This is a genomic window from Streptomyces sp. NPDC058985 (assembly GCF_042740985.1).
Classification (GTDB): domain Bacteria; phylum Actinomycetota; class Actinomycetes; order Streptomycetales; family Streptomycetaceae; genus Streptomyces.
On the sequence record NZ_JBHYJX010000018.1, the window covers coordinates 111,591 to 137,599 of the forward strand.

The 26,009-nt window shown below is 71.7% G+C and carries 21 protein-coding genes; 10 read left to right on the forward strand and 11 right to left on the reverse strand.

Features of this window, described 5'->3' with window-relative positions:
- Positions 1–162 precede the first annotated feature (162 nt).
- From ACFW01_RS18400 to ybaK, 3 genes are read left to right on the forward strand one after another with little or no spacing between them, the layout of a single operon-like run.
- Positions 163–1,209: a hypothetical protein gene (locus ACFW01_RS18400; RefSeq protein WP_384504586.1), complete on the forward strand. Its 1,047-nt coding sequence runs from the start codon at positions 163–165 to the stop codon at positions 1,207–1,209.
- A gap of 11 nt (positions 1,210–1,220) precedes the next feature.
- Entirely contained in the window at positions 1,221–1,961 is a 741-nt protein-coding gene (locus tag ACFW01_RS18405) for an LON peptidase substrate-binding domain-containing protein (protein WP_122614914.1), read from the forward strand.
- 13 nt (positions 1,962–1,974) lie between these two features.
- On the forward strand, positions 1,975–2,475 hold the full coding sequence (ybaK, locus tag ACFW01_RS18410; protein WP_384504589.1) for a Cys-tRNA(Pro) deacylase: 501 nt from the start codon (positions 1,975–1,977) through the stop codon (positions 2,473–2,475).
- Positions 2,476–2,631: 156 nt separating this feature from the next.
- Here ybaK and ACFW01_RS18415 read toward each other — a convergent pair whose 3' ends face one another.
- The 4 genes from ACFW01_RS18415 to ACFW01_RS18430 all read right to left on the reverse strand — a co-directional run bounded on the left by ACFW01_RS18415 (position 2,632) and on the right by ACFW01_RS18430 (position 6,577).
- A complete protein-coding gene (locus ACFW01_RS18415) occupies positions 2,632–3,318 on the reverse strand; it encodes an AAA family ATPase (protein WP_234953691.1) in 687 nt (228 codons plus the stop codon).
- A gap of 34 nt (positions 3,319–3,352) precedes the next feature.
- A complete protein-coding gene (locus ACFW01_RS18420; protein WP_234954643.1) occupies positions 3,353–4,168 on the reverse strand; it encodes an ABC transporter permease in 816 nt (271 codons plus the stop codon).
- A gap of 89 nt (positions 4,169–4,257) precedes the next feature.
- Complete coding sequence (locus tag ACFW01_RS18425; RefSeq protein ID WP_384504622.1) at positions 4,258–5,232, reverse strand: ABC transporter ATP-binding protein; 975 nt, start codon at positions 5,230–5,232, stop codon at positions 4,258–4,260.
- A gap of 133 nt (positions 5,233–5,365) precedes the next feature.
- Positions 5,366–6,577 (reverse strand): NYN domain-containing protein, encoded by a 1,212-nt coding sequence (locus ACFW01_RS18430; RefSeq protein WP_384504594.1) that lies wholly within the window; start codon positions 6,575–6,577, stop codon positions 5,366–5,368.
- A gap of 236 nt (positions 6,578–6,813) precedes the next feature.
- Here ACFW01_RS18430 and ACFW01_RS18435 point away from each other — a divergent pair, with 236 nt between their 5' ends.
- On the forward strand, positions 6,814–6,981 hold the full coding sequence (locus ACFW01_RS18435) for a hypothetical protein (RefSeq protein WP_234953695.1): 168 nt from the start codon (positions 6,814–6,816) through the stop codon (positions 6,979–6,981).
- A gap of 78 nt (positions 6,982–7,059) precedes the next feature.
- Here the strand turns inward: ACFW01_RS18435 and dnaE are convergent, their stop codons facing one another.
- On the reverse strand, positions 7,060–10,599 hold the full coding sequence (gene dnaE, locus ACFW01_RS18440; RefSeq protein ID WP_384504597.1) for a DNA polymerase III subunit alpha: 3,540 nt from the start codon (positions 10,597–10,599) through the stop codon (positions 7,060–7,062).
- 202 nt (positions 10,600–10,801) lie between these two features.
- Here dnaE and ACFW01_RS18445 point away from each other — a divergent pair, with 202 nt between their 5' ends.
- From ACFW01_RS18445 to ACFW01_RS18460, 4 genes are all read left to right on the forward strand, one after another.
- Positions 10,802–12,142, forward strand: a complete 1,341-nt coding sequence (locus ACFW01_RS18445) for a DUF2252 domain-containing protein (protein WP_234953701.1) — start codon at positions 10,802–10,804, stop codon at positions 12,140–12,142.
- 69 nt (positions 12,143–12,211) lie between these two features.
- Positions 12,212–12,919 (forward strand): hypothetical protein, encoded by a 708-nt coding sequence (locus tag ACFW01_RS18450; RefSeq protein ID WP_234953703.1) that lies wholly within the window; start codon positions 12,212–12,214, stop codon positions 12,917–12,919.
- Positions 12,920–13,006: 87 nt separating this feature from the next.
- On the forward strand, positions 13,007–13,807 hold the full coding sequence (locus ACFW01_RS18455; protein WP_234953706.1) for a DsbA family protein: 801 nt from the start codon (positions 13,007–13,009) through the stop codon (positions 13,805–13,807).
- Between the two features lie 114 nt (positions 13,808–13,921).
- Positions 13,922–15,607: an alkaline phosphatase D family protein gene (locus tag ACFW01_RS18460; RefSeq protein WP_234953709.1), complete on the forward strand. Its 1,686-nt coding sequence runs from the start codon at positions 13,922–13,924 to the stop codon at positions 15,605–15,607.
- Here ACFW01_RS18460 and ACFW01_RS18465 read toward each other — a convergent pair.
- Positions 15,592–16,188, reverse strand: a complete 597-nt coding sequence (locus ACFW01_RS18465; RefSeq protein WP_161327798.1) for a dienelactone hydrolase family protein — start codon at positions 16,186–16,188, stop codon at positions 15,592–15,594. The two genes, ACFW01_RS18460 and ACFW01_RS18465, sit on opposite strands and share 16 nt — an antisense overlap.
- Positions 16,189–16,294: 106 nt before the next feature.
- Between ACFW01_RS18465 and ACFW01_RS18470 the strand changes: the two genes are divergently transcribed.
- Positions 16,295–17,419 carry a mechanosensitive ion channel domain-containing protein gene (locus ACFW01_RS18470; RefSeq protein WP_234953712.1) on the forward strand — a complete coding sequence of 375 codons (1,125 nt, stop codon included), beginning with the start codon at positions 16,295–16,297 and terminating at the stop codon, positions 17,417–17,419.
- 22 nt (positions 17,420–17,441) lie between these two features.
- On the opposite strand, the gene ACFW01_RS18475 is transcribed toward ACFW01_RS18470, so the two are convergent.
- From ACFW01_RS18475 to ACFW01_RS18495, 5 genes are all read right to left on the reverse strand, one after another.
- Positions 17,442–19,028 carry a Na+/H+ antiporter gene (locus ACFW01_RS18475; protein WP_234953715.1) on the reverse strand — a complete coding sequence of 529 codons (1,587 nt, stop codon included), beginning with the start codon at positions 19,026–19,028 and terminating at the stop codon, positions 17,442–17,444.
- Positions 19,029–19,118: 90 nt separating this feature from the next.
- Positions 19,119–19,604, reverse strand: coding sequence for a GNAT family N-acetyltransferase (locus ACFW01_RS18480; RefSeq protein ID WP_234953718.1), 486 nt, complete (start codon positions 19,602–19,604; stop codon positions 19,119–19,121).
- Positions 19,601–20,545: an RluA family pseudouridine synthase gene (locus tag ACFW01_RS18485; RefSeq protein WP_161327802.1), complete on the reverse strand. Its 945-nt coding sequence runs from the start codon at positions 20,543–20,545 to the stop codon at positions 19,601–19,603. Before ACFW01_RS18485 ends, ACFW01_RS18480 begins: the two co-directional genes overlap by 4 nt.
- Positions 20,546–20,639: 94 nt before the next feature.
- Positions 20,640–21,233: a signal peptidase II gene (gene lspA / locus ACFW01_RS18490; RefSeq protein WP_234953721.1), complete on the reverse strand. Its 594-nt coding sequence runs from the start codon at positions 21,231–21,233 to the stop codon at positions 20,640–20,642.
- A gap of 112 nt (positions 21,234–21,345) precedes the next feature.
- Positions 21,346–22,131, reverse strand: a complete 786-nt coding sequence (locus ACFW01_RS18495) for a TraR/DksA family transcriptional regulator (RefSeq protein ID WP_234953724.1) — start codon at positions 22,129–22,131, stop codon at positions 21,346–21,348.
- A gap of 595 nt (positions 22,132–22,726) precedes the next feature.
- On the opposite strand from ACFW01_RS18495, the gene ileS reads away from it, so the two are divergent.
- Positions 22,727–25,906 (forward strand): isoleucine--tRNA ligase, encoded by a 3,180-nt coding sequence (gene ileS, locus ACFW01_RS18500; RefSeq protein WP_384504607.1) that lies wholly within the window; start codon positions 22,727–22,729, stop codon positions 25,904–25,906.
- Positions 25,907–26,009: the final 103 nt, after the last annotated feature.

A 26,009-nucleotide genomic window follows, 5' to 3' on the forward strand; every position in this document is an offset into this window, starting at 1 on the left:
GCGGCCGCCGACGGCGAGAGGCCCCACAGGGGCCACCCGCACCCGCCGACGAAAGCTGTACGGGTGGTGCGGGTGGGAACACAATCGGCCGATGGCGAAGCCGAGGCCGAATCCGGGCCCGCCCCGCACAACCATCCCGCCCGGTCGACCGTCGTAGACACCATGCTGCGCGCGTTCCTGAGGACCGCGGCCGCCCGGGCCCGCTCCCGGCCCTCACGGCCCGCCCAAGACGACGACGTGCTCCTCGACGCCCCCGACGACCGTCTCGCCCCCGCCCTCCTCGCCGCGGCCCGCGGCGAGCACACCCCCGCGGCCGGTCTCCTCGCCGGCACCCGTGAGGCCGCGGAGTGGGAGCACCGCGACGGGTACACCACCCGCCTCGCCGCCTTCTCCCGCTCCCGTTCCGAGTGGCTCGACACCTGGCGTGCCACCGCCCCGGAGGACCCCGGCGCCACGCTGGTCGCGTCGCGCCTGGCCGTGGCCCGTCACTGGGACTCACCGGACCGTGCCGAGCTGCTGCGCCGGCTCGTGCCGGCGGTCACCGCGGCGGCCGAGGCGGCCGGACCCGACCCGGTGCCGTGGCGCACGGCGCTGGACGCGGCGCGGGGCGCCGGTGCCGGACACGCCGAGTTCGAGCGGCTGTGGGCACAGGCGGTCCGCCGCTCCCCGCACCACTACGGCTGCCATGTCGCCGCCCTGGAGTACCTGGCCGCCGCCTCACCCGGCGCCCACCGCGAATGCCTGGACTTCGCCGAGACGGCCGCGCAGGACGCCCCCGAGGACGCCCTGGTCCGGGCGCTGCCGCTGCGGGCGGCCTTCACCTGTCTGCGGGCCACCGGCACCGGCGTCGGCTCCGCGACCGGCGTACCCCCGCGTGACCTCCGTGTCCGCCTGGACGCGGCCGCCGACCGCGCGGTCGCCCTGTCGGCCGCCCACCCGGTGGCCGACCCCTGGGCGGCGGAGCTGCGGAACCTGCTGGCGTACGTCCTCGTGCGCCTGGACCGGCGCGCGGACGCGGCGGAACAGCTGCGGCTGACCGGCCCGTACGTCACGTCCTTCCCGTGGGACCGGGAGACGGACGATCCACTCGGCCGCTTCCTCCAGGTGCGCGCGGACGTCCGCGCGGCCGTGGCCGCCGCGCCCCCGACGACGGGTTCGGGCCATCCACGAAGTGGGCGGGGCGGACGCGTCGGTCGCGGCGACCATTAGGCTTCTGCGTCGTGACCACCGTCCGGCTCCCCCTCTTCCCCTTGAACTCCGTCCTGTTCCCGGGGCTGGTGCTCCCCCTCAACATCTTCGAGGAGCGCTATCGCGCCATGATGCGCGAACTGCTGAAGACCTCCGAGGACGAACCCCGCCGGTTCGCCGTCGTGGCGATCCGCGACGGCTACGAGGTGGCCCAGAGCGCTCCCGGCCTGCCCGACCCGACGGCCACGCCGGAACGCGGGCCGACGGCCGGGTTCGGCTCCGACCCGCTGAAGGCGTTCCACAAGGTGGGCTGCATCGCGGACGCGGCGACGATCCGCGAGCGGGCCGACGGCACCTTCGAGGTGCTGGCGACCGGCACGAACCGGGTGCGCCTGGTCTCGGTGGACGCGTCGGGCCCCTTCCTGACGGCGGAGCTGGAACCGCTGCCGGAGGAACCGGGCGACGAGGCCGGCGCGCTGGCCGAGGGCGTCCTGCGGTCCTTCCGGCAGTACCAGAAGCGGCTGGCGGGGGCGCGCGAGCGGTCGCTGGCCACCGGCGCCGAGCTGCCGGACGAACCGGGCGTGGTCTCGTACCTGGTCGCCGCCGCGATGATGCTGGACACGCCGACGAAGCAGCGTCTGCTCCAGGCTCCGGACACCGCGTCCCGCCTGAGGGACGAGCTGAAACTCCTTCGCTCCGAGACCGCCGTCATCCGTACGCTGCCGTCCCTGCCCGCGTCGGAACTGACGCGCGGCCCGACGAGTCTCAACTGAGGTACCGGCCCGTATGGCGAAGAAGTCGAAGAAGCAGCAGTCCGGCGGCACCCCCGCGACGGTGGCCCTCACGGCGGCCGGGGTGACGTACACCGTGCACGCCTACGAGCACGACCCCGCGCACCCGTCCTACGGCGAGGAGGCGGCCGAGGCGATGGGCGTCTCGCCGGAGCGGGTCTTCAAGACGCTGGTGGCGGACGTCGACGGCGCCCTGACGGTCGCGGTGGTGCCGGTGGCGGGCCAGCTGGACCTGAAGGCCCTGGCGGCCGCGGTGGGCGGCAAGCGCGCGGCGATGGCCGACCCGGCGCTGGCCGAGCGCACCACGGGCTATGTGCGGGGCGGCATCTCGCCCCTGGGCCAGCGCAAGCGGCTCGCGACGGTCCTGGACGCGTCGGCCGCGGAGCACGCCACGGTCTGCGTCTCGGCGGGCCGCCGCGGTCTGGAGGTCGAGCTGTCCCCCGACGACCTCGCCGAGCTGACGGACGCGGTCCTCGCGCCGATCGGCCGCGCATAGCCCCTCGACGAGGGCGCCGTTCTCGGCTAATCAGACAGGACATGTCGAAGAGAACCCGCAAACGCAGGTGGCGCACCAGGAAGGGACGGGCGAACCACGGCCGCCGCCCCGCCTAGGCCGGGCGACGGCACGAGAGCCGCGTCGGCTCGGCGGGAGCTACGCCCGCTTGTCCCCGTACGGCGCGGGCCAGGGATCCGGCTCCGGGTCCCTGGGGCCGAACAGTCCCGTCAGTCCCAGGTGGACGACGAGCGCCGCCAGTGACCAGGCCAGCAGCGCGCCCTTCGCGCCCAGCTTCAGCGGCGCGTCGAACGTCACGCCCTTGCCCACGTCCTTCGCGTGCGCGATCACGTCCTGTGCGGGGCCGAGCCACACGCCGACCCGCCACGCCAGGAGCGAGCCGAGCAGTCCGCCGACGCCCAGCGCCACCACCAGCGGCACGCCGCCGCGCCGCCGCAGCAGGAAGGCCACGACCCCGCTGAGCGCCCCGAACGCCAGCGCGAGCAGGGTGAACGTTCCGTCGACGCCGATCGCCTGCTCGCCCTCGGACTCCTTGAGGAAGACCACCCAGCGCTCGTCGACCACGTCGCCGACCAGCGGCACGGTCGGGGCCAGCTTCCACCACAGCACGCCCAGCAGCGCACCGGAGAGCGCGATCGCCAGCACGGCCACGGCGGCCTGCCGCACTTCGGTCAGCATCCCGGGGCCGTCCTGTTCGCCGTGGTGGTCGTACGGTGCGCCGGGCGCGGTCCCCACCGCGTGCGCGCCGACGGGCGGCGGCACCGGTCCGCCCTGGTACGGCGGGCGTTCGTTCGGTGGGGGTGGCGGATTCAGAGGAGCGGTCACCGTGCCATCGTGCCAAACCCGCCGGTGCGGCACATCACCGGACGGCCGCCCTGCGGTACGCCCAGGTGGCGACGGCCAGGGAGATCACACCGACCCCGGCGCACACCGCGAGGTCCCCGAGGACGAAGGCCCAGTCGGGCCGCTCTCCGAAGGTGCGCGCGAACGCCTCCACGCCGTACGTCGAGGGCAGCAGGTCCCGGACCAGCCGGACCGCCTCCGGCATCCGCTCGGCCGGCAGCACGCCCAGCAGCAGCGCCGCCGACATGCCCAGCTGGCCCAGCAGGGTGGCGAACTCGGGCCGGGGCGCGAGCAGCCCGAGGGCCGCGCCCAGTCCGGCGAGGGCGGCGCCCGCCAGCGGGATCACCGCCACCAGCACCCACAGATGCGTCATCGGCAGCCCGTACAGCAGACAGCCGAACACCGCCGTCACCACGGTCCCGGGCACCGTGAAGGAGGCGTACGCGCCCGCCGCGCCCAGCACCACGGCGGCCGGCGGCACCGGCAGCGTCGCGTAGTGGTCGAGGCCGCCGCTGGCCCGCAGCTGCCCGAAGTACTGGGCGAGCAGGTTCAGCGCCACGAAGGCCACGACGAGCACCGCCGAACCGGCGACCACGGCCCGGGCCTCGCCGCCACCGTCCACCACGCCGCGCATCAGGATCATGATGCCGACCGACTGGAAGGTGGCCACGAAGAGCAGCGGGATGCGCGCGACCCGCGCCCGGGACAGCTGCGCCCGGTACACGGCCACCAGGGAGGGCCACAGCCGCGCCCTGGGTCCCAGCTCGGCGGCGTCCTGCTCCTCGACGGCCAGGATGCCGCCCGGCAGGACATCGGCGGATACGACACTCACGTCGCGCTGCTCCCCTTCGTTGGGGTCGTTGGAGACGGTCGCCCTGACGGGTACGGATGCGGCGGCCGATGTGCTCACCGTGCGTGCGCTCAAGCCCTCACCAGCCCCTGCCGCGCCGCGCCGCCCAGCGCCAGGTATACGTCCTCCAGGCTGGGCGTGGCCAGGGTGAAGTCGTCGAGCGCGGCGAAGGCCGCACCGCCGGTGACGGTGGCGACGACCGCGCGGGCCTCCTCGGGGGCCAGGCGCAGCGTCCAGCGCCGCCCCGACTCGACGACGCGGTCGCGCAGGGCGGCGACCTCCGGGACGTGCAGGGGGGCCGTCTCGCGCCACACCAGGTCGACCCGGACCTCACCGGCGACCTTCTCCTTGAGCCCGGAGGGCGTGTCGCAGGCGATGACGCGCCCCCGGTCGAGGACGGCGACCCGGTCGAGGACGGTCTCGGCCTCGATGACGTTGTGGGTGACGAGCAGGACGGTGGTGCCGCGCTCCGCGCGCCGCCGGTCGACGGCCGCCCACACCGCGCGCCGGGCCACCGGGTCCATGCCGGTGGTCGGCTCGTCCAGCACGAGCAGCGGGCGCTCCCCCACCAGCGCGGCGGCGAAGCAGGCGAGACGGCGCTGGCCGCCGGAGAGCTTCTTGATCGGGCGGGCCGCGAGGGGGGTCAGGCCCAGCTCGTCGAGGACCGCGTCCCGCTCGGCGCGCGCCCGCCGCACCTCCAGGCCGCGCAGCCGCCCGGTGGTCTCGGCGGCGAGCGACACGGTCAGCTCGTCCAGGGCGCTGGACTCCTGTCCGAGGTAGGCGAGGATCCGGGCGGCCCGCTCGGGGTGGCGCACGACGTCGTGCCCGAGGATCTCCACGCTGCCGTGGTCGGGCCGCATCAGGCCGGTGAGCTGACGGACCAGGGTGGACTTGCCGGCGCCGTTGGGTCCCAGCAGGCCGAAGATCTCGCCGCGGCGGATGTCCAGGGTGACGTCGTCGGTGGCCCGCACCTCGGGGGTGGCGGGGACGCCGCGCCTGCCGCGCTGGGCCGGATAGGTCTTGGTCAGTCCGCGCACCGCGCACACGGCGCCGCCACCGGGTCGTAGTGCCTGTGCCGCGCGCGTACTCACAAGGGACGAGACTACGGGGTCCGTCCCCCCGGCCCGCTCCCGGGTCCGCCCATAAGTGTCGATTCAGCCGGAGAGGCGCCGGAGCGCCTCACTCCGCCGCGGGGGCGCGTTCGGTCGCCGTCCGCACGTCGATCTCCCGCCAGAACCCGGCCCGGATCGCGTACCGGTCGTGCTCGTCGATCTGGTCGTCCTTGTGGGCCAGCAGCCCGAAGCGGGCCGCGTAGCGCAGCAGCTCCCCGTCGACGCGGTGCGGGATGCGCGGGTACATCCCGGAGAGTTTCTGCAGGTGCCCGTGGTCGCCGAGGCGCTCCAGCCAGCGGCGGGCGAAGACCTGACCCACCTCGTACGGGTCGCCGCCGACCGTGGTGATGTCCTCCTCGCGGTCGGCCCAGCGCTGCTCGGCCGTGGTGAGCTGGGCCAGCGTCGGCAGGGAGGCGGCCTCGGACGGTTCTGCGGCGGGCCGGTCGACCCAGCCCTTGTCGGAGGACCAGCGCAGGGTGGCGGTGGTCGGCTGCGGGGCATGAGGGGCGCCGTGGGCACGCAGGGCGGCCAGGTCCTTGGGGGTGGGCACGCCCTTGGCGGGTGGTACGCGCTCCTCCGCCCCGTTGTGCCCGGCGGCCGCCGTGGGGTGCTCGGGCTCCTGTGCGGGCCGTTCGGCGGTCGCCGAGAGGGCCGATTCGGGCAGCGGCGCGGAGAGGATCGCGGCGATCTCGGGGCGGGGCACGGGCGGCGGCGCGCAGATCCCGCCGATTTCCTTGGCGCGTACCGCCTTGGTGATCCACGTACGGTCCAGCACGCGGCGTTCGTCGGCCTCGGCGACCAGGTCCTCGGACTGGTTGTAGTCGCCGTCGGCGGCCTGTACGGCCCACAGGTGGACGGCGACGCCGTGCTCCTTGGCGGCCATCATGCCGGGCAGCAGGTCGCCGTCGCCGGTCACCAGGACGACGTCGGAGCAGGCGCGGTTGCGGGCCAGCTCGGTCAGCTCGGCGTGCATGGCGGCGTCGACGCCCTTCTGCGCCCAGCGTCCGTCACTGCGCGTGAGGGCGCCCAGTCGGACGGTGACCCGGGGCATCACGCGCAGCCGTCGGTGCTCGGGCTGCGGGACGCGGTCGGGGGCGCCGTCGAACCAGTAGATGCGCAGCAGGGGCTGCCCGGTGTCGGACTCGGCGCGCTCGCGCAGCCCCTGGATGAGGGCGGCGTGGTCGACGGTGATGCGCGAGCGTGAGGGCTCCCCGGCGAGCAGACTCGCGGCGGCCCCCAGCAGATACCCGGCGTCCACCAGGACGATGCAGCGGTCCACGCGATCCACCCTCTTTCCGGGAGGTTTGCTTCGGGCTTCCTTCGAGTCTGCCCGACGGCGCGGAGGTTAACGGCCCGAACTCGATCTTCGGCGTGGCGTTTCGGCGGACCGGACCCCGACGAGCCGCGCCATGCGCCGTGTCACGCACGGTAATTGCCCGATATGCGTTCTTTATCGGCCTATGTGAATCTGGTTGCGTCGTTGGCCCCTAGATCCCCCTCAGGAGGTAGATCACCATGGCCAAGAACAAGAACAACCGTGACCGTAAGCAGCCCCACGCCGAGCGCGCCCCGCAGGGCGCCGAGTCGAACGTGCTGGAGCGCGAGGAGCAGCACTCCCCGCAGCTGACGACACCCGGCGACGCCGCGTCCCGCAAGCGGGGGAAGCGCTTCGGCCACAACTGAGCAACACCACAGCCGTAACCGGCATGGGGCGCGCCCGGCAACCGGGAGCGCCCCTCGCCCGCTTTCGGGCAGACCCCGTCAGCCCGCCAGGCAGGACGGCCCGAGCAGCACCTTCAGGTCGCCGAAGAGCGCGGGATCGGGCTTGACCCGGTGCCGGTCCAGCCGGAGCACCGTCGTCTTCGTCGGACCCTGGAGCTTGATCCGCACCTCGCTGTCGCCCCGGTGGTGGGTGAGGATCTCGCCGAGACGGCTGACCATCGGCGGCGTGATGCGGGTGGCCGGGATGGTGAGGACCACGGGCGCGTTGGTGCCCGCGTTGGACAGGTCGGGGACCTGGAGCTCCATCGCGACCAGCCGCGGCACGTCCTCCCGCTTGTCGAGCCTGCCCTTGACGAAGACCACGGCGTCCTCGACGAGTTGGGTGGAGACCAGCTGGTAGGTCGCCGGGAAGAACATGCACTCCAGGGAGCCGGCCAGGTCCTCGACGGTGGCGATGGCCCAGGCGTTGCCCTGCTTGGTCATCTTGCGCTGGAGGCCGGAGATGATGCCGCCGATGGTGACGACCGCGCCGTCCCCGAAGTCACCGCCGGTGAGCTGGGAGATGCCCGCGTCGGCCTTGTCGGACAGCACGTGCTCCAGGCCGAAGAGCGGGTGGTCGGAGACGTAGAGACCGAGCATCTCCCGCTCCTGGGCGAGCAGATAGGTCTTGTCCCACTCGTCCTCGCCGAAGACCACGTCGAGTCCGAACCCGGGCTCGTCGCTCTGCTCGTCGCCCATGCCGCCGAAGAGGTCGAACTGCCCTTCGGCCTCCTTGCGCTTGACCGCGACCACGTTGTCGATCATCGGCTCGTACTGCGCGGTGAGGCCCTTGCGGGTGTGCCCCATCTCGTCGAAGGCGCCGGCCTTGATCAGCGACTCGGTGGTCCGCTTGTTGCAGACGACCGCCTCGACCTTGTCCAGGTAGTCGGGGAAGGAGGCGTACTTCCCCTTCGCCTTGCGGCACCTGATGATCGACTCGACGACGTTGGTGCCGACGTTGCGGACGGCGGAGAGGCCGAAGAGGATCACGTCGTCGCCCTGGGCGGCGAAGTTCGACATGGACTCGTTGACGTTGGGCGGCAGCACCTTGATGCCCATGCGCCGGCACTCGTTGAGGTAGACGGCCGACTTGTCCTTGTCGTCCTTGACCGAGGTGAGCAGGGCCGCCATGTACTCGGCCGGGTAGTTGGCCTTGAGGTACGCCGTCCAGTACGAGACCAGGCCGTACGCGGCGGAGTGCGCCTTGTTGAACGCGTAGCCGGCGAAGGGGACCAGGACGTCCCACAGGGCCTGGATGGCCTCGTCGCTGTAGCCCTTCTTGCGGGCGCCCTCCTGGAAGAGGACGAAGTTCTTCGCCAGTTCGTCGGGCTTCTTCTTGCCCATCACGCGGCGCAGGATGTCGGCCTCGCCGAGCGAGTAGCCGGCGATGATCTGGGCGGCCTTCTGCACCTGCTCCTGGTACACGATCAGGCCGTAGGTGACCGCGAGGACCTCCTGGAGGGGCTCCTCCAGCTCCTTGTGGATCGGCGTGATCTCCTGGAGGTTGTTCTTGCGCAGCGCGTAGTTGGTGTGCGAGTCCATGCCCATCGGGCCGGGACGGTAGAGCGCGGAGACGGCGGAGATGTCCTCGAAGTTGTCGGGCTTCATCAGCCGCAGCAGCGAGCGCATCGGACCGCCGTCGAACTGGAAGACGCCGAGCGTGTCACCGCGCTGCAGCAGGTCGAAGGTGGTCGGGTCGTCCAGCGGCAGGGACAGCAGGTCGAGGTCGGTGCCCTTGTTGGACTTCACCATCTTGACGGCGTCGTCCATGATCGTGAGGTTGCGCAGGCCCAGGAAGTCCATCTTCAGCAGGCCGAGCGACTCGCACTGCGGGTAGTCCCACTGCGTGATGGTCACGCCGTCCGTGTGCCGCACCCAGATGGGGGCGTGGTCGACGATGGGCTCGCTGGACATGATCACGCCGGCCGCGTGCACGCCCATCTGCCGGACCAGGCCCTCGACGCCCTTGGCGGTGTCGATGACCTTCTTCACATCCGGCTCGTTCTCGTACATCGCGCGGATCTCGCCGGCCTCGCTGTAGCGGGGGTGGGTCGAGTCCGTGATGCCGTTGAGGTCGATGCCCTTGCCGAGGACGTCGGCGGGCATCGCCTTGGTGAGCCGGTCGCCCATCGCGTACGGGTAGCCCAGGACGCGCGCGGAGTCCTTGATGGCGTTCTTCGCCTTGATCTTGCCGTAGGTGCCGATCATGGCGACCTTGTCGGCGCCGTACTTCTCCGTCACGTACCTGATCACCTCGACGCGCCTGCGCTCGTCGAAGTCGATGTCGACGTCGGGCATGGAGACGCGCTCGGGGTTGAGGAAGCGCTCGAAGATCAGGCCGTGCGGGATGGGGTCGAGGTCGGTGATGCCCATCGCGTAGGCCACGATCGAACCGGCCGCGGAGCCTCGGCCGGGGCCGACCGCGATGCCCTGGTTCTTGGCCCACATGATGAAGTCGGCGACCACGAGGAAGTAGCCCGGGAACCCCATCTGGATGATGACGTCCATCTCGTACTCGGCCTGCTTCTGGCGGTCCTCGGGGACCTGGCCCGCGAAGCGGCGCTCCATGCCGCGGCGGACCTCCTCCTGGAACCAGGTGACCTCGGTGAAGCCGTCGGGGATGTCGAACTTCGGCATGAGGTCGCGCTTCTCGAACATGCCGGTGGTGTCGATCATCTCGGCGATCAGGCGCGTGTTGGCGCAGCCCTCCTGCCAGGCGTCGGAGGAGTCGATGGCGTACATCTCGTCCGTCGACTTCAGGTAGTAGCCGGTGCCGTCGAAGCGGAAGCGGTCCGGGTCGGAGAGGTTCTTGCCGGTCTGGATGCACAGCAGCGCGTCGTGGGCGGTCGCCTCGTGCGCGTAGGTGTAGTGCGAGTCGTTGGTGACCAGGGGCGGGATGCCGAGCTTCCGGCCGATCTCCAGCAGGCCGTCGCGGACCCGGTGCTCGATCTCGATGCCGTGGTCCATCAGCTCCAGGAAGTAGCGGTCCTTGCCGAAGATGTCCTGGTAGTCGGCGGCCGCCTTCAGCGCCTCGTCGAAGTGGCCGAGGCGCAGCCGGGTCTGGACCTCGCCGGAGGGGCAGCCGGTGGAGGCGACGATGCCCTCGGACCACTGGGAGATGGTCTCCTTGTCCATCCGGGGCCACTTCTGCAGCCAGCCCTCGGCGTAGGCGTCCGAGGAGAGCCGGAAGAGGTTGTGCAGTCCCGTCCGGTTGGTCGCCCACATCGTCTTGTGGGTGTAGCCACCGGAACCGGAGACGTCGTCCCGCTTCTGGTGCGGCTGGCCCCACTGGATCTTGCGCTTGTTCCGCCGCGACTCGGGGGCGACGTACGCCTCGATGCCGATGATCGGGGTGACTCCGGCCTTCTGCGCGGAGTGGAAGAAGTCGTACGCCCCGTGCAGGTTGCCGTGGTCGGACATGGCGATGTGCGACATGCCCATCTCATTGCAGGCCTCGAACATGTCCTTGAGCCGCGCGGCACCGTCCAGCAGCGAGTACTGGGTGTGGACGTGCAGGTGCGTGAACGGCGGCTTGGACACGTGCGGCCTCCTGAGAAAACTGTGGGCGACGGGCTGCGGTCAGTCCGGGGGTCAGCGTCGAAGTCTATGCCTCGGGACTGACACTCCGAGGCCCCCCACGCGTACCTTCGTGGGCGGGCACTCCCGCACCCCTTCGGACGTTGGGCCGAGGGGAGATCAGCTCCACCCGTCAGGCACCACCCCGCACCAGGAGGCACCAGGCATGTCGGTCCCGCAGCTCAACGAGGAGCACCGCGGCGAGGAGATCCTCGCCGTCTTCGACACCGCCTTCGGCCGGCTGCTGGCCGCGGACCCGGCGGCGTTCCGCGTGAAGTTCCGGAAGATGGCGGCCTCTGCCTTCGCGTTCTACCGGGGCACAGCGTGCCTCTTTTACCACGATTTGACCGCGGACCGGGAGTTCGGTTCGCAGGACGGTGCCCCTTACCTGGACGAGCGGACCTCCCGGGTGTGGATCCACGGCGACCTGCACGCCGAGAACTTCGGCACGTACATGGACTCCACCGGCCGGCTGATCTTCAACGTCAACGACTTCGACGAGGCCTACGTCGGCCCCTTCACCTGGGACCTCAAGCGCTTCGCCGCCTCCATCGCGCTGATCGGGTACGCGAAGGCGTTCAGCGACGAGCAGATCACCGATCTGGTGCGGGTGTACGCGGGCGCGTACCGCGAGCGGATCCACGCCCTGGCCACCGGCGCCAAGAGCGACGAGGTGCCGCCCTTCACGCTGGACACCGCGGAGGGGCCGCTGCTGGGCGCGCTGCGGGTGGCCCGCTCCCTGACCCGCTTCGGACTGCTGGACTCGATGACCGAGATCCGCGACTTCGAGCGCCGCTTCGCCCCCGGCGGCGGCGCCGTCGAGCTGGACGCCGCCACCCGCTACAAGGTGCTCGCGGCCTTCGACGGCTACCTGGAGACCCTCCCGGAATCCTCCCTGGCCCGCCCCGACTCCTACCGCGTGAAGGACGTCGTGGGCCGCCGGGGCATCGGCATCGGCTCGGCCGGCCTGCCCTCGTACAACATCCTCCTGGAGGGCAACAGCGACGCCCTGGAGAACGACGTCGTGATCTACATCAAGCAGGCCCAGACCCCGGCTGTCTCGCGGCACATCACCGACCCGGCGATCCGGGACTACTTCCAGCACGAGGGCCACCGCACGGTGATCTCCCAGCGCGCCCTGCAGGCGCACGCCGACCCGTGGCTGGGCTGGACCGAGCTGGACGGCTCCGGCCAGCTGGTCGCCGAGGTCTCGCCGTACGCCGTCGACCTGGACTGGGGCGACATCGACGACCCGGAGGAGATCTCCGAGGTCGTCGCCGACCTGGGCCGGGCCACGGCCACCATGCACGCGGCGGCCGACGACCAGTCCGGCGAGTCGCTGGTGCCGTTCTCCACCGAGCGGGCCATCGACGCGGCGATCGCGGCCGACGAGGAGAGTTTCGCCCCCCTGCTGACCGACTTCGCGCACCGGTACGGCGCACGCGCGCGTGCCGACCACCAGACCTTCGTCGACCTCTTCCGCAACGGCCGCATTCCGGGTCTGTAACCGTCGGCACTCTCACAGGAATCCTTTAGGGGTCCCTTACCGGACCCCGTGACACACTCTTCTACTGCTATGGACATATCCGGAACCCCGCTCAGAGCCGTACGCGCGGCGCTGTTCACGGCACTCGTCGTGACCCTCAGCACCGCGTCGCACGTGCTGCTGTCCGGGGTTCCGCTGCCGCTGCCCACGGTGGCCGCCGTAGCCGCCGCCGTGTTCCTGATCGCGTACGCCCTGGCCGGCCGGCGCGAGCGCGGCTTCGGGCGGATCGCCGCCCTGCTCATTCCGCTGGAGCTGGCCGCCGACACCGTCTTCACCACCGGCCAGCACGTCTGCTACGGCCGGGCGGGCGGTCCCGTGGCGGGCCCGCTGCGCTCCGTCGGCTTCGACGTGCTGTGCGGCGACGGGACCGGCCTCCACGCGGGCGTGACCGCGCCGCTGACCCGGGTGACCGGCGCCGAGACCGACCGGATGGCGGCGCTGCTCGCCGACGCCGATCCCGGCACCGCCTGGCTGCTGCTCGGCGCGCACGTCGGGGTCGGACTGCTCGCCGCGGCCTGGCTGCGGCGGGGCGAGAAGGCGCTGGCCCAGCTGCTCGGCGCGGTGGCCGCGACCACCTTCCGGCCGCTGCTGCTCGCGGTCGCGGCCGTGAGCGTGCGCCGCGCCCCGGCGGTGCGCCGCCCGGCCGTCCCGGCCGGCCGCACCACCGGCGCCCGCGAGCGGATCCTCACGCACTCCCTGGGACGTCGCGGACCGCCCCGCGCGGCCGCCCTCGTGTGACCCGTCACCGGATGTCACCGAGCACCGCAGCCCCCCGTACGAGTTTCCGCACACCCCTGTGTGCGCGTCCCCGGAGAGATCACCATCATGAGCAAGCGGAACAGCCAGGCGGCGAAGACGGCGGCCCGTGAGCGCCTGCGCCAGGAGCGCGAGCGTCAGGCCAAGCGCGACAAGGTCAAGCGGCAGGGCATCGTGGCCGCCGCCATCGTCGGGGTACTGGCGATAGCCGGCGGCATCAGCTACGCCGTCGTCCAGGGCAACCAGCCCTCGAAGTGGGAGGCGGCCGCCGACGCCAAGGTCGTGGCCCCGGCCAACACCTCGGGCAAGGACGGCACCACCGTCACCATCGGCGAGTCCAAGACCGACAACACCGTCCACCTCTACGAGGACCCGCGCTGCCCGGCCTGCGCCTCCTTCGAGCAGAACATCGGCGAGAGCGTCAACAAGGGCATGGAGGACGGCGACTACAAGCTCTCCTTCACCATCGGCACCTTCCTCGACGGCAACCTGAGCGGCGAGGGTTCGAAGAACGCGCTCAGCGCGCTCGGCGCCGCGCTGAACGTCAGCCCCGAGGCGTTCCTCGACTACAAGACCGCCCTGTTCTCCGCCGAGTACCACCCGGAGGAGTCCAGCGACGAGTTCGCCAAGGACGACTACCTGATCGAGGTGGCGAACTCGGTCGACGCCCTGAAGAACAACAAAAAGTTCCAGGACGCCGTGGAGAAGGGCACCTACGACGCCTGGGCGATGCGGATGAGCAAGTCCTTCGACACCGCCGAGGGCGTCCAGTCGACCCCGACCATCAAGATCAACGACAAGGTGATCGAGAACCCCGGCTCGGTCGCCGACTGGGAGAAGGCGCTCAAGGACGCCAAGGTCACCAAGTGACCCCCGCGTGACCCTCGCGCCGGGGTGACGCCGCACCGACGCACGACGAACGAGCGGGCGAACTTTTACGAGTTCGCCCGCTCGCGCGCATACCGATCAGTAACCTGATCGTCCGTGACCAGTCGACACAGATCGTCCGAGAAACCCGTCCCGTCGCCCGCCGAGCCCGCGGGCGCCCGAACTCCGAGCCGCCGTACGGTCGTCAAGGCCGCGGCGGCCGGCGCGGTCCTGGCCGCCCCGCTCACTGCCGCCCTGCCCGCGGGCGCCGCCGGCACCGCCCCGGCCTTCCTGCACGGCGTCGCCTCCGGGGACCCGCTGCCCGACGGCATCCTGCTCTGGACCCGCGTGACGCCGGTGCCCGAGGCCATACCGGGCTCGGGAGCCGGTCCCGACACCGCGGTGAGCTGGGTCGTCGCCACCGACAAGGCGCTCACGAACATCGTCGCCAAGGGCTCCGTCACCGCGACCGCGGGCTCCGACCACACCGTGAAGGCGGACGTCCGCGGTCTCGCCCCCGCCACGGACTACTGGTTCCGCTTCTCCGCGGGCCCCACCGACTCCCCCGTCGCCCGCACCCGCACCGCGCCGGCGGCCGACGCGGCCGTCTCCGGGCTGCGGTTCGGCGTGGTCTCCTGCGCCAACTGGGAGGCCGGGTACTTCTCGTCGTACCGCCATCTCGCGGCCCGCGGCGACCTGGACGCCTGGCTGCACCTGGGCGACTACATCTACGAGTACGGCACCGGCGAGTACGGCACCCGGGACACCGTCGTACGGCCGCACGCCCCGGCGCACGAGATCCTCACCCTCGCCGACTACCGCGTACGGCACGGCCGTTACAAGACCGACCCCGACCTCCAGGCGCTGCACGCCGCGGCGCCGGTCGTGGCCATCTGGGACGACCACGAGATCGCCAACGACACCTGGTCGGGCGGCGCCGAGAACCACACCGAGGGCGCCGAGGGTGCCTGGGCGGCGCGTCAGACCGCCGCCAAGCAGGCCTACTTCGAGTGGATGCCGGTGCGCCCGGCGATCGCCGGCACCACCTACCGGCGGCTGCGCTTCGGCAAGCTGGCCGACCTGTCGCTGCTGGACCTGCGCACCTACCGCTCGCAGCAGGTGGGCATCGGCGAGGGCGAGGTCGACGACCCGGACCGCACCGTGACCGGCCGCGCCCAGCTGGACTGGCTCAAGTCCGGCCTCGCCGCCTCGGACACCGCCTGGCGGCTCGTCGGCAACCCGGTGATGATGTCGCCGTTCGCGATCGGCTCGCTCTCCGCCGAGCTGCTCAAGCCGCTCGCCGAGCTGCTCGGCCTGCCCAGGGAGGGCCTCGCCCTCAACACCGACCAGTGGGACGGCTACACCGACGACCGCCGGGAACTCCTGGCCCACCTGCGCGCGAACGCCGTCCGCAACACCGTGTTCCTCACCGGCGACATCCACATGGCGTGGGCCAACGACGTGCCGTACAACGCCGGCACGTACCCGCTCTCCGCCTCCGCCGCCACGGAGTTCGTCGTCACCTCGGTGACCTCCGACAACCTCGACGACATCGTGAAGGTCCCCGAGGGCACCGTCTCGGCGATCGCGGCACCGGTCATCCGGGCCGCGAACCGGCACGTCCACTGGGTCGACACCGACCGGCACGGCTACGGCGTGCTGGACATCACGGCGGAGCGCACGCAGATGGACTACTACGCCGTCTCCGACCGCACCGACCCGGACGCCACGTCCCGGTGGATCCGCTCCTACCGCACCCGCAGCGGCACCCAGCGGGTGGAACGCGTCTACTCGCCCGCCTGAGCCGTCTCCTCCCCGAGCGAGTCGAGGAAGCCGAGCGCCACCCGCCAGGTGGCCTCGGCCGCCTCCTCGTCGTAGTCCGGCAGCTCGGGGTCGGTGTAGAGGTGACCCGCCCCCGGGTACCGGTGGACCTCCACGTCGGCGCCGATCCGGCCCATCTGGAGATACCAGGCGCTGAGCCAGTCGTCCGTCTCGAAGGCGTCCGGCTCGGCCACGTGCAGCTGGACCGGCAGGTCGTCGACCTCGGCGTTGGCCGCGATGTCCGAGGTACCGTGCAGCAGGAGCAGTCCGCGCGCCCGGTGGTCGCCGAGGGCGAGGGTCTGGGCGATGGACGCGCCGAGCGAGAACCCGGCGTACACCAGCCCCCGCTCGGAGTAGGGGGCGGCGGCCAGCACGGCCCGCTTGAGCAGCTCCTCCCGGCCGATCCCGTCCTGGTGGGCCATGCCCTCCTCGACCGTGTCGAAGGTCCGGCCCTCGTAGAGGTCCGGGGTCCAGACCTGGTGCCCGGCGTCGCGCAGCCGGTCGGCGGCCTGCCGCACCGCGGGCCTCGGGCCGAGGGTCGAGTGAAAGAGCACGATGTTCATGAGGCCATGGTGCCAGCCGGGTGTGACAGCGCGATGCGCGGAGATACCCCGGGCGGGACGTAAGTCACAGGTTCACGGCACACCGTGAACGGTTACGTTCGAGGGCATGGAGACGATACTCCGCCCGCTGATCGTGGTCGGCGGTTCCGTCCTGCTGACGCTGGTCGTCGGCTGGGCCACCGACCTGTTGCTGCGCAAGGCCGACGGACGGCACCCCGAGACACCGCTGTGGGGGCTGCTGCGCCGTGCCCGCATCCCGTACCAGGTGATGCTGTGCGCCGCCCTGCTGAGAGGGTCGTACGTCGAGGCCCAGGTGTTCCCCGACCACCGGTCGGCGGTCGGCCGGCTGCTGACGCTGCTGCTGATCGGCTCGGCGGCCTGGATGGTGATCCGGATAGCCGCCGCGATCGTCGAGACGTCGTACTCCCGCTACGCGCACGCCCACGCCCAGCGGAACCCCGCCCGGGTCCGCCGGGTCCGCACCCAGGTGTCGCTGATCATGCGGGTGGTGACGGCCGTCGTCGGCGTGGTCGCCGTGGCCTCGATGCTCCTGACCTTCCCGGCGATGCGCGCGGCGGGCGCCTCGCTGCTGGCCTCGGCCGGCATCCTCGGCATCGTCGCCGGTGTCGCCGCGCAGTCCACGCTCAGCAACATGTTCGCCGGGTTCCAGATCGCCTTCGGCGACATGGTGCGCATGGGCGACACCGTCGTGGTGGACGGCGAGTGGGGCACCGTCGAGGAGATCACGCTGACGTACCTGACGGTGCGCACCTGGGACGAGCGCCGGATCACCATGCCGGTGTCGTACTTCACCTCCAAGCCGTTCGAGAACTGGTCGCGCGGCACCCCGCAGATGACCGGGACCGTCTTCTGGCACCTCGATCACACGGCGCCCCTGGACCGGATGCGCGAGCGGCTGCGCGACCTGCTGCGCGAGTGCCCGGCCTGGGACGGACGGGACTACAACCTGACGGTCACGGAGACGACCCAGAACACCATGCAGGTGCGGGCCCTGGTGACGGCGAAGGACGCGGACGACATCTGGACGGTGCGGGTCACCGTCCGTGAGGGGATGATCCGCTGGCTGGCCGAGGAGCACCCCTACGCCCTGCCGCGGGTCAACACGGCGGACGCGGTCCTGCGGCCGTCCCGCGACGGCGTCCACCGCCCCCGCCGCTCCTCCGACGGGGGCATGCGCCGCTTCCCGGAGCACCCCACGAAGAGTCTGTGACCGCCGAGCGGCCGGGCGGGGCTCAGCGCAGGCTGCGCACGTCCAGGTGGCGCAGGACCCGGTCCACGATCTCCGGGTCGGAGCCGGGTTCGCTGCGCGCCGCGAGGATCTCGTGCCGGGCGGCGCTGAGCATCTCGCCCTGGATGCGCCGGACCCGCTTGATCCGCCGCGCCCGCTGCTCCTGCGCCTCCCGGCGCTCCTCGTCCCCGAGGTCCGGGCTGATCCGCACCCCGATGTCGTAGGCGCGGCGCAGCATCTGCTCGGCCAGCTCGTCCGGCAGCTCCTCCACCGCCTCGATCTCCTTGAGCCGCTGCTTGGCCGCCCTGGCCGCCCGCAGGCCCAGCTCCTTCTCGTAGGCCTGCTCCCGCTCGGTGTCCGCCCGTACGCCGAGCCGGCCCACCAGCCAGGGCAGCGTCAGCCCCTGGAGCAGCAGGGTGACCATGATCACCCCGAAGGCGATGAAGATGATCTCCTCGCGGTTGGGGAAGGCCGCTCCGTCCTCCGTCTCCAGCGGGATCGCGAGGGCCAGCGCGACCGAGGCCACGCCGCGCATCCCGGCCCACCACATGACGACGGTCTCCCGCCAGCTCGTCGGGATGTCCTCGTCCTGGTCGCGTCTGGCGTGCAGCCGCTGGGTCAGCCAGGTGGCGGGCAGCAGCCACAGCAGCCGGACCAGGATGACGACGGCGCTGACCGCCGCCGCCCAGCCGAGCAGCTCCGTCCACCGGCCGGAGGCCGTGCGGATCGCGTTGTGCAGTTCGAGGCCGATCAGCCCGAAGGCCACGCCGGTGACCAGGGTGTCGACGACGTCCCACACCGTGTGCCCGGCGAGCCTGGTCATCACGTCGTCCGCGTCCGAGGCGTACTCGGCGAGGAACATCGCGGTGGTGAGCACGGCGAGCACCCCCGAGCCGTGCAGTTCGTCGGCGGCCACGTAACTCACGAACGGCACCAGCAGGGTCAGGCCGATCTGCAGCGTCGGATCTTCCAGGAGGCTCATCAGCCTGTTGGAGCCCCAGCCCAGCGCGAGTCCCACGGCGACGGCGACGACGGCGGACAGCACCAGGTCGAGTCCCGCCTCCCAGGCCGAGAAGGTACCGCTGACGGCCGCGGCGATGGCCACGTGGTAGAGGACGATGGCCGTGACGTCGTTGAACAGCCCCTCGCCCTCCAGGATGGACACCAGGCGGCGCGGCAGCCCCAGCTGGCCGGCGACGGCCGTCGCCGCGACCGGGTCGGGCGGTGCCACCAGGGCGCCCAGCGCGAAGGCGGCGGCGATCGGCAGGCCCGGGACGATCGCGTGGGCGACGGTGGCCACGCACGCCATGGTGACGAAGACCAGCGCGACCGCCAGCAGGAAGATCGGGCGCTTGTTGGCCGCGAACTGCCGCCAGGAGGTGCGCCGCACGGCCGCGTACAGCAGCGGAGGCAGGAGTGCGGGGAGGATGATCTCGGGCGGGATGTCGACGTTGGGCACGAAGTCGAGCAGGGCGAGGACGATCCCGAGGACCGTCATCAGGACCGGTGCCGGCAGCCCGAGCCGGGCACCGAGGGGGACGCTCAGCAGGGCCCCGAGCAACAGCATGAACAACAGGGCCAACTGATCCACGGTCACCGCTCCGGTGGGGTCTCGGTATGCGCACGGCGGACCTCAAGCCTGCCACGCCACCCGCCCCACCAGCCCGTTTGGCGCCTCTGGTTACAGGGCGCGCCGCATCGCGCGGTGGGGGATCCCGGCGTCGGGGAACTCGGGTCCGTACGCCACGTAACCCAGCCGCTCGTAGAAACCCAGGGCGTGGGTCTGCGCGTGCAGGTCCACCGCGCTGAGCCCACGCGCGCGTGCCGCGTCCTCCACGGCCCGCACCAGGGCCGCGCCGACGCCGAGACCGCGGGCCGCCGCGGTCACCGCGAGCCGGCCGAGCGAGCCGACGGCCGGGTCGCCGTCGCCGTTCTTCGCGGCCGCCGCCGCACCGTGCAGAAGCCGGCCGGTGCCCAGGGCCTCGCCGTCCGCCCGGACCGCGAGGACGTGCACGGCGTCCGCATCGTAGGCGTCGTACTCGATGTCCTCGGGGACCTTCTGCTCGGCGACGAAGACGTCCTTGCGCACCGCGAAGCAGGCCTCCCGGTCGGCCGCGTCCTCGGCGACGCGCACCACGTAGGCCGGGGCCGGGTCCGGGGCGCTCATCCGTAGGTCTCCTCGCGGACCAGGTCGAGGGCGAGCTGGAGGTCCTCGGGGTAGTCGCTGGCGTACTCCACCCAGTCGCCGGTGCCGGGGTGCTCGAAGCCGAGCCGGACCGCGTGCAGCCACTGGCGGGTCAGGCGCAGCCGCTTGCCGAGCGTGGGGTCGGCGCCGTACGTCAGGTCGCCGACGCAGGGGTGGCGGTGGGCGGCCATGTGGACGCGGATCTGGTGGGTGCGGCCGGTCTCCAGCTTCACGTCGAGCAGGGAGGCGGCGCGGAAGGCCTCGATGAGGTCGTAGTGCGTGACGGAGGGCTTGCCCTCGGCGGTGACGGCCCACTTGTAGTCGTGCTGCGGGTGGCGGCCGATGGGGGCGTCGATGGTGCCGCTGGTCGGGTCGGGGTGGCCCTGCACGAGCGTGTGGTAGCGCTTGTCGACCGTGCGCTCCTTGAACTGGCGCTTGAGCGAGGTGTACGCGCGCTCCGACTTGGCCACCGCCATCAGGCCGGAGGTGCCGACGTCGAGGCGGTGCACGATGCCCTGGCGCTCGGCGGCACCGGAGGTGGAGATGCGGTACCCGGCGGCGGCCAGTCCGCCGATGACGGTCGGCCCGCTCCAGCCCGGGGACGGATGGGCCGCGACGCCGACGGGCTTGACGATCACGACCACGTCCTCGTCGTCGTGCACGATCTCCATGCCCTCGACGGGCTCGGCGACGATCTGCACGGGCGCGGGCGCCTGCGGCATCTCGACCTCCAGCCAGGCGCCGCCGTGCACCCGCTCGGACTTGCCGACCACCGATCCGTCGACCTGCACCTTGCCCGCCGCGGCGAGTTCCGCGGCCTTGGTACGGGAGAAGCCGAACATGCGGGAGATGGCGGCGTCGACGCGCTCGCCCTCCAGGCCGTCGGGCACGGGCAGGGTGCGGATCTCGGGAATCGTGCTCACCCGTCGAGTATGCCGGACGGGTCGGACACTCCCGAACGCGCGCTCACTACCTGTGGACGATCAGCGCCTGTGGACGGTCACCGGCTGCGGACGCTCAGTCCTTGTGGACGGTCCCGTCCGGGTCCAGCCCCCGGAAGGAGAGGATCACGATCAGGATGCCGCCGCAGACGATCGCCGAGTCGGCGAGGTTGAAGACGGCGAAGTGCTTGGGCGCGATGAAGTCCACGACCGCGCCCTTGAAGACGCCGGGCGAGCGGAAGATCCGGTCGGTGAGGTTGCCCAGGGCACCGCCGAGCAGCAGACCGAGCGCGACCGCCCACGGCGCGCTGTAGAGCTTGCGCGCGAGGCGGGCGATCACGACGATCACGGCGGCCGCGATGACCGTGAAGATCACCGTGAAGGCCTCACCGAAGCCGAAGGCCGCGCCCGCGTTGCGGATCGCCGCGAACCTCAGCCAGTCCCCGATGATCTCGATCGGTTCGTTGTGCTCCAGCTTGGCGACCACGATCATCTTGCTGACCAGGTCGAGCAGGTACGCGAACGCGGCGACCGCGAACAGCACGGCGATCCGCCGCCTGCCCCGAGGGCGCTCCGGAGCGCCCCCCTGGTCGGCGTCGGGCCGTTCCCGCCCGTCCCCCGCCGCGTCCGGGGTGTCCGGAGTACCGATGATGCGCTCCGCCTCTGCCACGTGAGTCCCTCAGCCTAGGTACCTGACTGAGGACGAGGGTACGGCACACTTTCCGTCCCGTACGTGCTCAGGACCCATACCCGCACCCATACCCGCGCGCGATGGCGGCGGATCAGTACCGGCGCTCCTGCTTCTGCTTGCACTCGACGCAGAGGGTCGCCCTCGGGAAGGCCTGCATGCGCGCCTTGCCGATGGGGTTGCCGCAGTTCTCGCACAGGCCGTAGGTGCCCGCGTCCAGGCGTTCCAGGGCGTGCTCGGTCTGAGTGAGCACCTCCCGCGCGGTGGCGGCCAGCGCCAGCTCGTGCTCGCGCGTGATGTTCTTGCTGCCGGTGTCGGCCTCGTCGTCGCCCGCGCCGTCGCCGGAGTCCCGCATCATGCCCTGGAGCGACCGCTCCGCGGAGTCGATCTCGGTGCGCAGCCGGTCGGCCTCCGACTGGAGTCCGCCGCGCGCCTCCTCGACCTCTTCCGGGGTCCAGGGCTCTTCACCGGGGCGTACCGCGAGGTCACCGGGGTCCGCGGCGGCGCCGCGGGCCTTGGGAACGGCGGTCTTGGCCGCCGTGGCCGTGCCAGGAGTCTTCTTCGCAACCACCGTCGTGGCTCCCGTCTGCTCCGCGGCCCGCGCCGCGCCCACCTTCTTGGCCGTGCTCTTCTTCGCCGTGCTCTTCTTCGCCGTGCTCTTCTTGGCCGCGGCCTTCTTCGCGGCGCTCGTCGTCCCGCCCGCCGTGGTCTTCTTCGCGGCCGTCTTCTTCGCGGCCGTCTTCTTGGCTGCTGTCTTCTTGGCGGCCGTCTTCTTGGCTGCTGTCTTCTTGGCGGCCGTCTTCTTGGCCGTCGTCTTCTTGGCGGCGGTCTTCTCCGCAGCCGCCTCCGACTGCTCTTCGGCGGTCTTCTTCGCCACCATGGCCGCGGCCCCTTCACATATTGTGATCTTGCGCGCGAATCGTGCTGGGACGATAAATCGACTCGGGTCCCGCGGCAACGGGGCACGCCGCCCGATTCGCCGGCCCGCCGTGCGCCACGCGGCGAGCATGCATGCGTTGTGCCCAGCTCCCCGCCCGGTAATCCGCCCGGACGGTGTCCGGCCGGGCCGCCCGGACGCCCTGCGCACGCCGACGGCATTCGGGTCACACCGGGCCTCACCGGGGCCGTGCGGCGCCCACCGCTCCGGCCCCCGCGAAAACGGGTCGGCCGCTGTCCGCGCGGCGCCGTACACTGGGCGGAGCGAAAAGCGTGGATGGGGACGAGTAGCGGCGTCAGCAGCCCAGAGCGACCCGGGGACGGTGTGAGCCCGGGGGCAAGCGCGACGTGAAGATCACCCCGGAGCCGCCGGAAGAAAGCCGTGCCCGACAGGCCGCGGCGAGTAGAACCGGTTCGCGACCCCAATGAGGGGGCTGTCCGGCGCACACGACGCACCGGGGAGCCAAGGAGGGTGGTACCGCGGGAGCACTGCTCTCGTCCCTCCGACGGAAGGCAGCACGTCCGCCGGAGGAAGCTCGTTGAATACGCAGCCGCAGTACCGCCAGGTGCCCGCCCAGGTCGACCTGCCCGCGCTCGAACACGCGGTGCTCGACTTCTGGCGCGAGCAGAAGATCTTCGCCAAGAGCCTGGAGCAGTCCGAGGGCCGCCCCGAGTGGGTGTTCTACGAGGGCCCGCCCACCGCCAACGGCATGCCCGGCGCCCACCACATCGAGGCGCGCGTCTTCAAGGACGTCTTCCCCCGGTTCCGCACCATGCGCGGCTACCACGTGGGCCGCAAGGCCGGCTGGGACTGCCACGGTCTCCCGGTGGAGCTGGCGGTGGAGAAGGAGCTGGGCTTCTCCGGCAAGCAGGACATCGAGGCGTACGGCATCGCCGAGTTCAACGCCAAGTGCCGCGAGTCGGTGACCCGCCACACCGACGCCTTCGAGGAGCTCACGACCCGCATGGGTTACTGGGCCGACCTCCAGGACCCGTACCGCACGATGGACCCCGAGTACATCGAGTCCGTCTGGTGGTCGCTGAAGGAGATCTTCAACAAGGGCCTGCTGGTCCAGGACCACCGCGTCGCCCCCTGGTGCCCCCGCTGCGGCACCGGCCTGTCCGACCACGAGCTGGCGCAGGGCTACGAGACGGTCGTCGACCCGTCCGTCTACGTCCGCTTCCCGCTCACCTCCGGCCCGCTGGCCGGCGAGGCCGCGCTCCTGGTGTGGACGACCACGCCGTGGACGCTGGTCTCGAACACCGCCGTGGCCGCGCACCCGGAGGTCACCTACGTCGTCGCCACCAACGGCGACGAGAAGGTCGTCGTCGCCGAGCCCCTGGTCGCCAAGGCCCTCGGCGAGGGCTGGGAGACCACCGGGCAGTCCTTCACCGGCGCCGAGATGGAGCGCTGGACGTACCAGCGCCCCTTCGAGCTGGTCGAGTTCCCGAGCGCCAGCGAGGGAACCCATGGGCACAGCCCCGAGCCCGCTCACTACGTCGTCAACGCCGCCTACGTCACCACCGAGGACGGCACCGGTCTCGTCCACCAGTCCCCCGCCTTCGGTGAGGACGACCTCAAGGTCTGCCGCGCCTACGGCCTGCCGGTGGTCAACCCGGTCCGCCCCGACGGCACCTTCGAGGAGGACGTCCCGCTGGTCGGCGGCGTCTTCTTCAAGAAGGCCGACGAGAAGCTGACCGAGGACCTGGACACCCGGGGCCTGCTCTTCCGGCACATCCCGTACGAGCACAGCTACCCGCACTGCTGGCGCTGCCACACCGCGCTGCTGTACTACGCGCAGCCGTCCTGGTACATCCGCACCACGGAGATCAAGGACCGCCTCCTCGAGGAGAACGAGCGGACCAACTGGTTCCCGGACTCCGTCAAGCACGGCCGGTACGGCGACTGGCTGAACAACAACATCGACTGGGCGCTCTCCCGCAACCGCTACTGGGGCACCCCGCTGCCCGTCTGGCGCTGCGAGGACGACCACCTCACCTGCGTGGGCTCGCGCGCCGAGCTGACCGGGCTGACCGGCACCGACCAGTCCGGCCTCGATCCGCACCGCCCCTACATCGACGACGTCACCTTCGCGTGCCCGCAGGACGGGTGCGGGAAGACGGCCACGCGCGTGCCCGAGGTGATCGACGCCTGGTACGACTCGGGTTCCATGCCGTTCGCGCAGTGGGGCTACCCGTACAAGAACAAGGAACTGTTCGAGTCCCGCTACCCGGCGCAGTTCATCAGCGAGGCCATCGACCAGACCCGCGGCTGGTTCTACACGCTGATGGCGGTCGGCACCCTGGTCTTCGACAAGTCCTCCTACGAGAACGTCGTCTGCCTCGGCCACATCCTCGCCGAGGACGGCCGCAAGATGTCCAAGCACCTGGGCAACATCCTGCAGCCGATCCCGCTGATGGACCAGCACGGCGCCGACGCGGTCCGCTGGTTCATGGCGGCCGGCGGCTCCCCCTGGGCGGCCCGCCGCGTCGGCCACGGCACGATCCAGGAGGTCGTCCGCAAGACCCTCCTCACCTACTGGAACACGGTCGCCTTCCAGGCGCTGTACGCCCGCACCTCGGGCTGGGCGCCGAGCGAGGCCGACCCGGCCCCGGCGGACCGCCCGGTCCTGGACCGCTGGCTGCTCTCCGAGCTGCACGCGCTGACCGACCAGGTCACCCAGGCACTCGACGCGTACGACACCCAGCGGGCCGGCAAGCTGCTGTCCGCGTTCGTCGACGACCTGTCCAACTGGTACGTGCGCCGCTCCCGCCGCCGCTTCTGGCAGGGCGACAAGGCCGCGCTGCGCACCCTGCACGAGGTCGTCGAGACGGTGACCAAGCTGATGGCGCCGCTGACCCCGTTCATCACCGAACGGGTCTGGCAGGACCTGGTCGTGTCCGTCGACCCGAGCGCCCCGGAGTCGGTCCACCTGTCCTCCTGGCCTCAGGCCGACCTCTCGGCGATCGACCCCGAGCTGTCGAGGCAGATGGTCCTGGTCCGCCGCCTGGTCGAGCTGGGCCGCGCCACGCGCGCGGAGTCGGGCGTCAAGACCCGGCAGCCGCTCAGCCGCGCGCTGATCGCGGGCGCGGGCTTCGACACCCTCTCCCCCGAGCTGCACACCCAGATCACGGAGGAGCTGAACGTCGAGTCGCTCGCCTCGCTGAGCGAGGTCGGCGGCTCCCTGGTCGACACGACCGCCAAGGCCAACTTCCGGGCGCTGGGCAAGCGGTTCGGCAAGCGGGTCCAGGATGTGGCGAAGGCCGTCTCGGCGGCGGACGCGGCCGCCCTCTCCCTCGCCCTGCGCGAGGGCACGGCCTCGGTCGAGGTCGACGGCGAGACCGTCGCCCTCGCCCCCGACGAGGTGATCATCACCGAGACACCCCGCGAGGGCTGGTCGGTCGCCTCCGACGCGGGTGCGACGGTGGCGCTCGACCTGGAGATCACGGAGGAGCTGCGCCGCGCGGGCCTCGCCCGGGACGCCATCCGCCTGATCCAGGAGGCCCGCAAGAACAGCGGCCTCGACGTCGCCGACCGGATCGCCCTGCGCTGGACGGCCACCGACCCGGCCACGATCGCCGCGCTGACCGGCCACTCGGGGCTGATCGCCGACGAGGTCCTCGCCACGGACTTCGCCCAGGGCGAGGCGGACGACACGTACGGGACGCCGTTCACGGACGAGGGCCTGTCCCTGACGTTCCGCCTGCGCAAGCAGTAGCGAGGAGAACGACGAGGGCCCGCCTCCCCCTGCCGGGGAGGCGGGCCCTCGTCGTCGTACCGCTGGAAGGCATCAGGCAGAAGGGCGGGCCCCGGGTCAGAAA

Coding starts and splice junctions, on each gene's coding strand:
- ACFW01_RS18470 (WP_234953712.1), top strand. CDS start 16,295: ATGGAGACGATACTCCGCCCGCTGATCGTGGTCGGCGGTTCCGTCCTG.
- ACFW01_RS18465 (WP_161327798.1), bottom strand. CDS start 16,188: ATGAACATCGTGCTCTTTCACTCGACCCTCGGCCCGAGGCCCGCGGTG.
- ybaK (WP_384504589.1), top strand. CDS start 1,975: ATGGCGAAGAAGTCGAAGAAGCAGCAGTCCGGCGGCACCCCCGCGACG.
- ACFW01_RS18480 (WP_234953718.1), bottom strand. CDS start 19,604: ATGAGCGCCCCGGACCCGGCCCCGGCCTACGTGGTGCGCGTCGCCGAG.
- ACFW01_RS18435 (WP_234953695.1), top strand. CDS start 6,814: ATGGCCAAGAACAAGAACAACCGTGACCGTAAGCAGCCCCACGCCGAG.
- ACFW01_RS18400 (WP_384504586.1), top strand. CDS start 163: ATGCTGCGCGCGTTCCTGAGGACCGCGGCCGCCCGGGCCCGCTCCCGG.
- ACFW01_RS18450 (WP_234953703.1), top strand. CDS start 12,212: ATGGACATATCCGGAACCCCGCTCAGAGCCGTACGCGCGGCGCTGTTC.
- ACFW01_RS18495 (WP_234953724.1), bottom strand. CDS start 22,131: ATGGTGGCGAAGAAGACCGCCGAAGAGCAGTCGGAGGCGGCTGCGGAG.
- ACFW01_RS18445 (WP_234953701.1), top strand. CDS start 10,802: ATGTCGGTCCCGCAGCTCAACGAGGAGCACCGCGGCGAGGAGATCCTC.
- ACFW01_RS18455 (WP_234953706.1), top strand. CDS start 13,007: ATGAGCAAGCGGAACAGCCAGGCGGCGAAGACGGCGGCCCGTGAGCGC.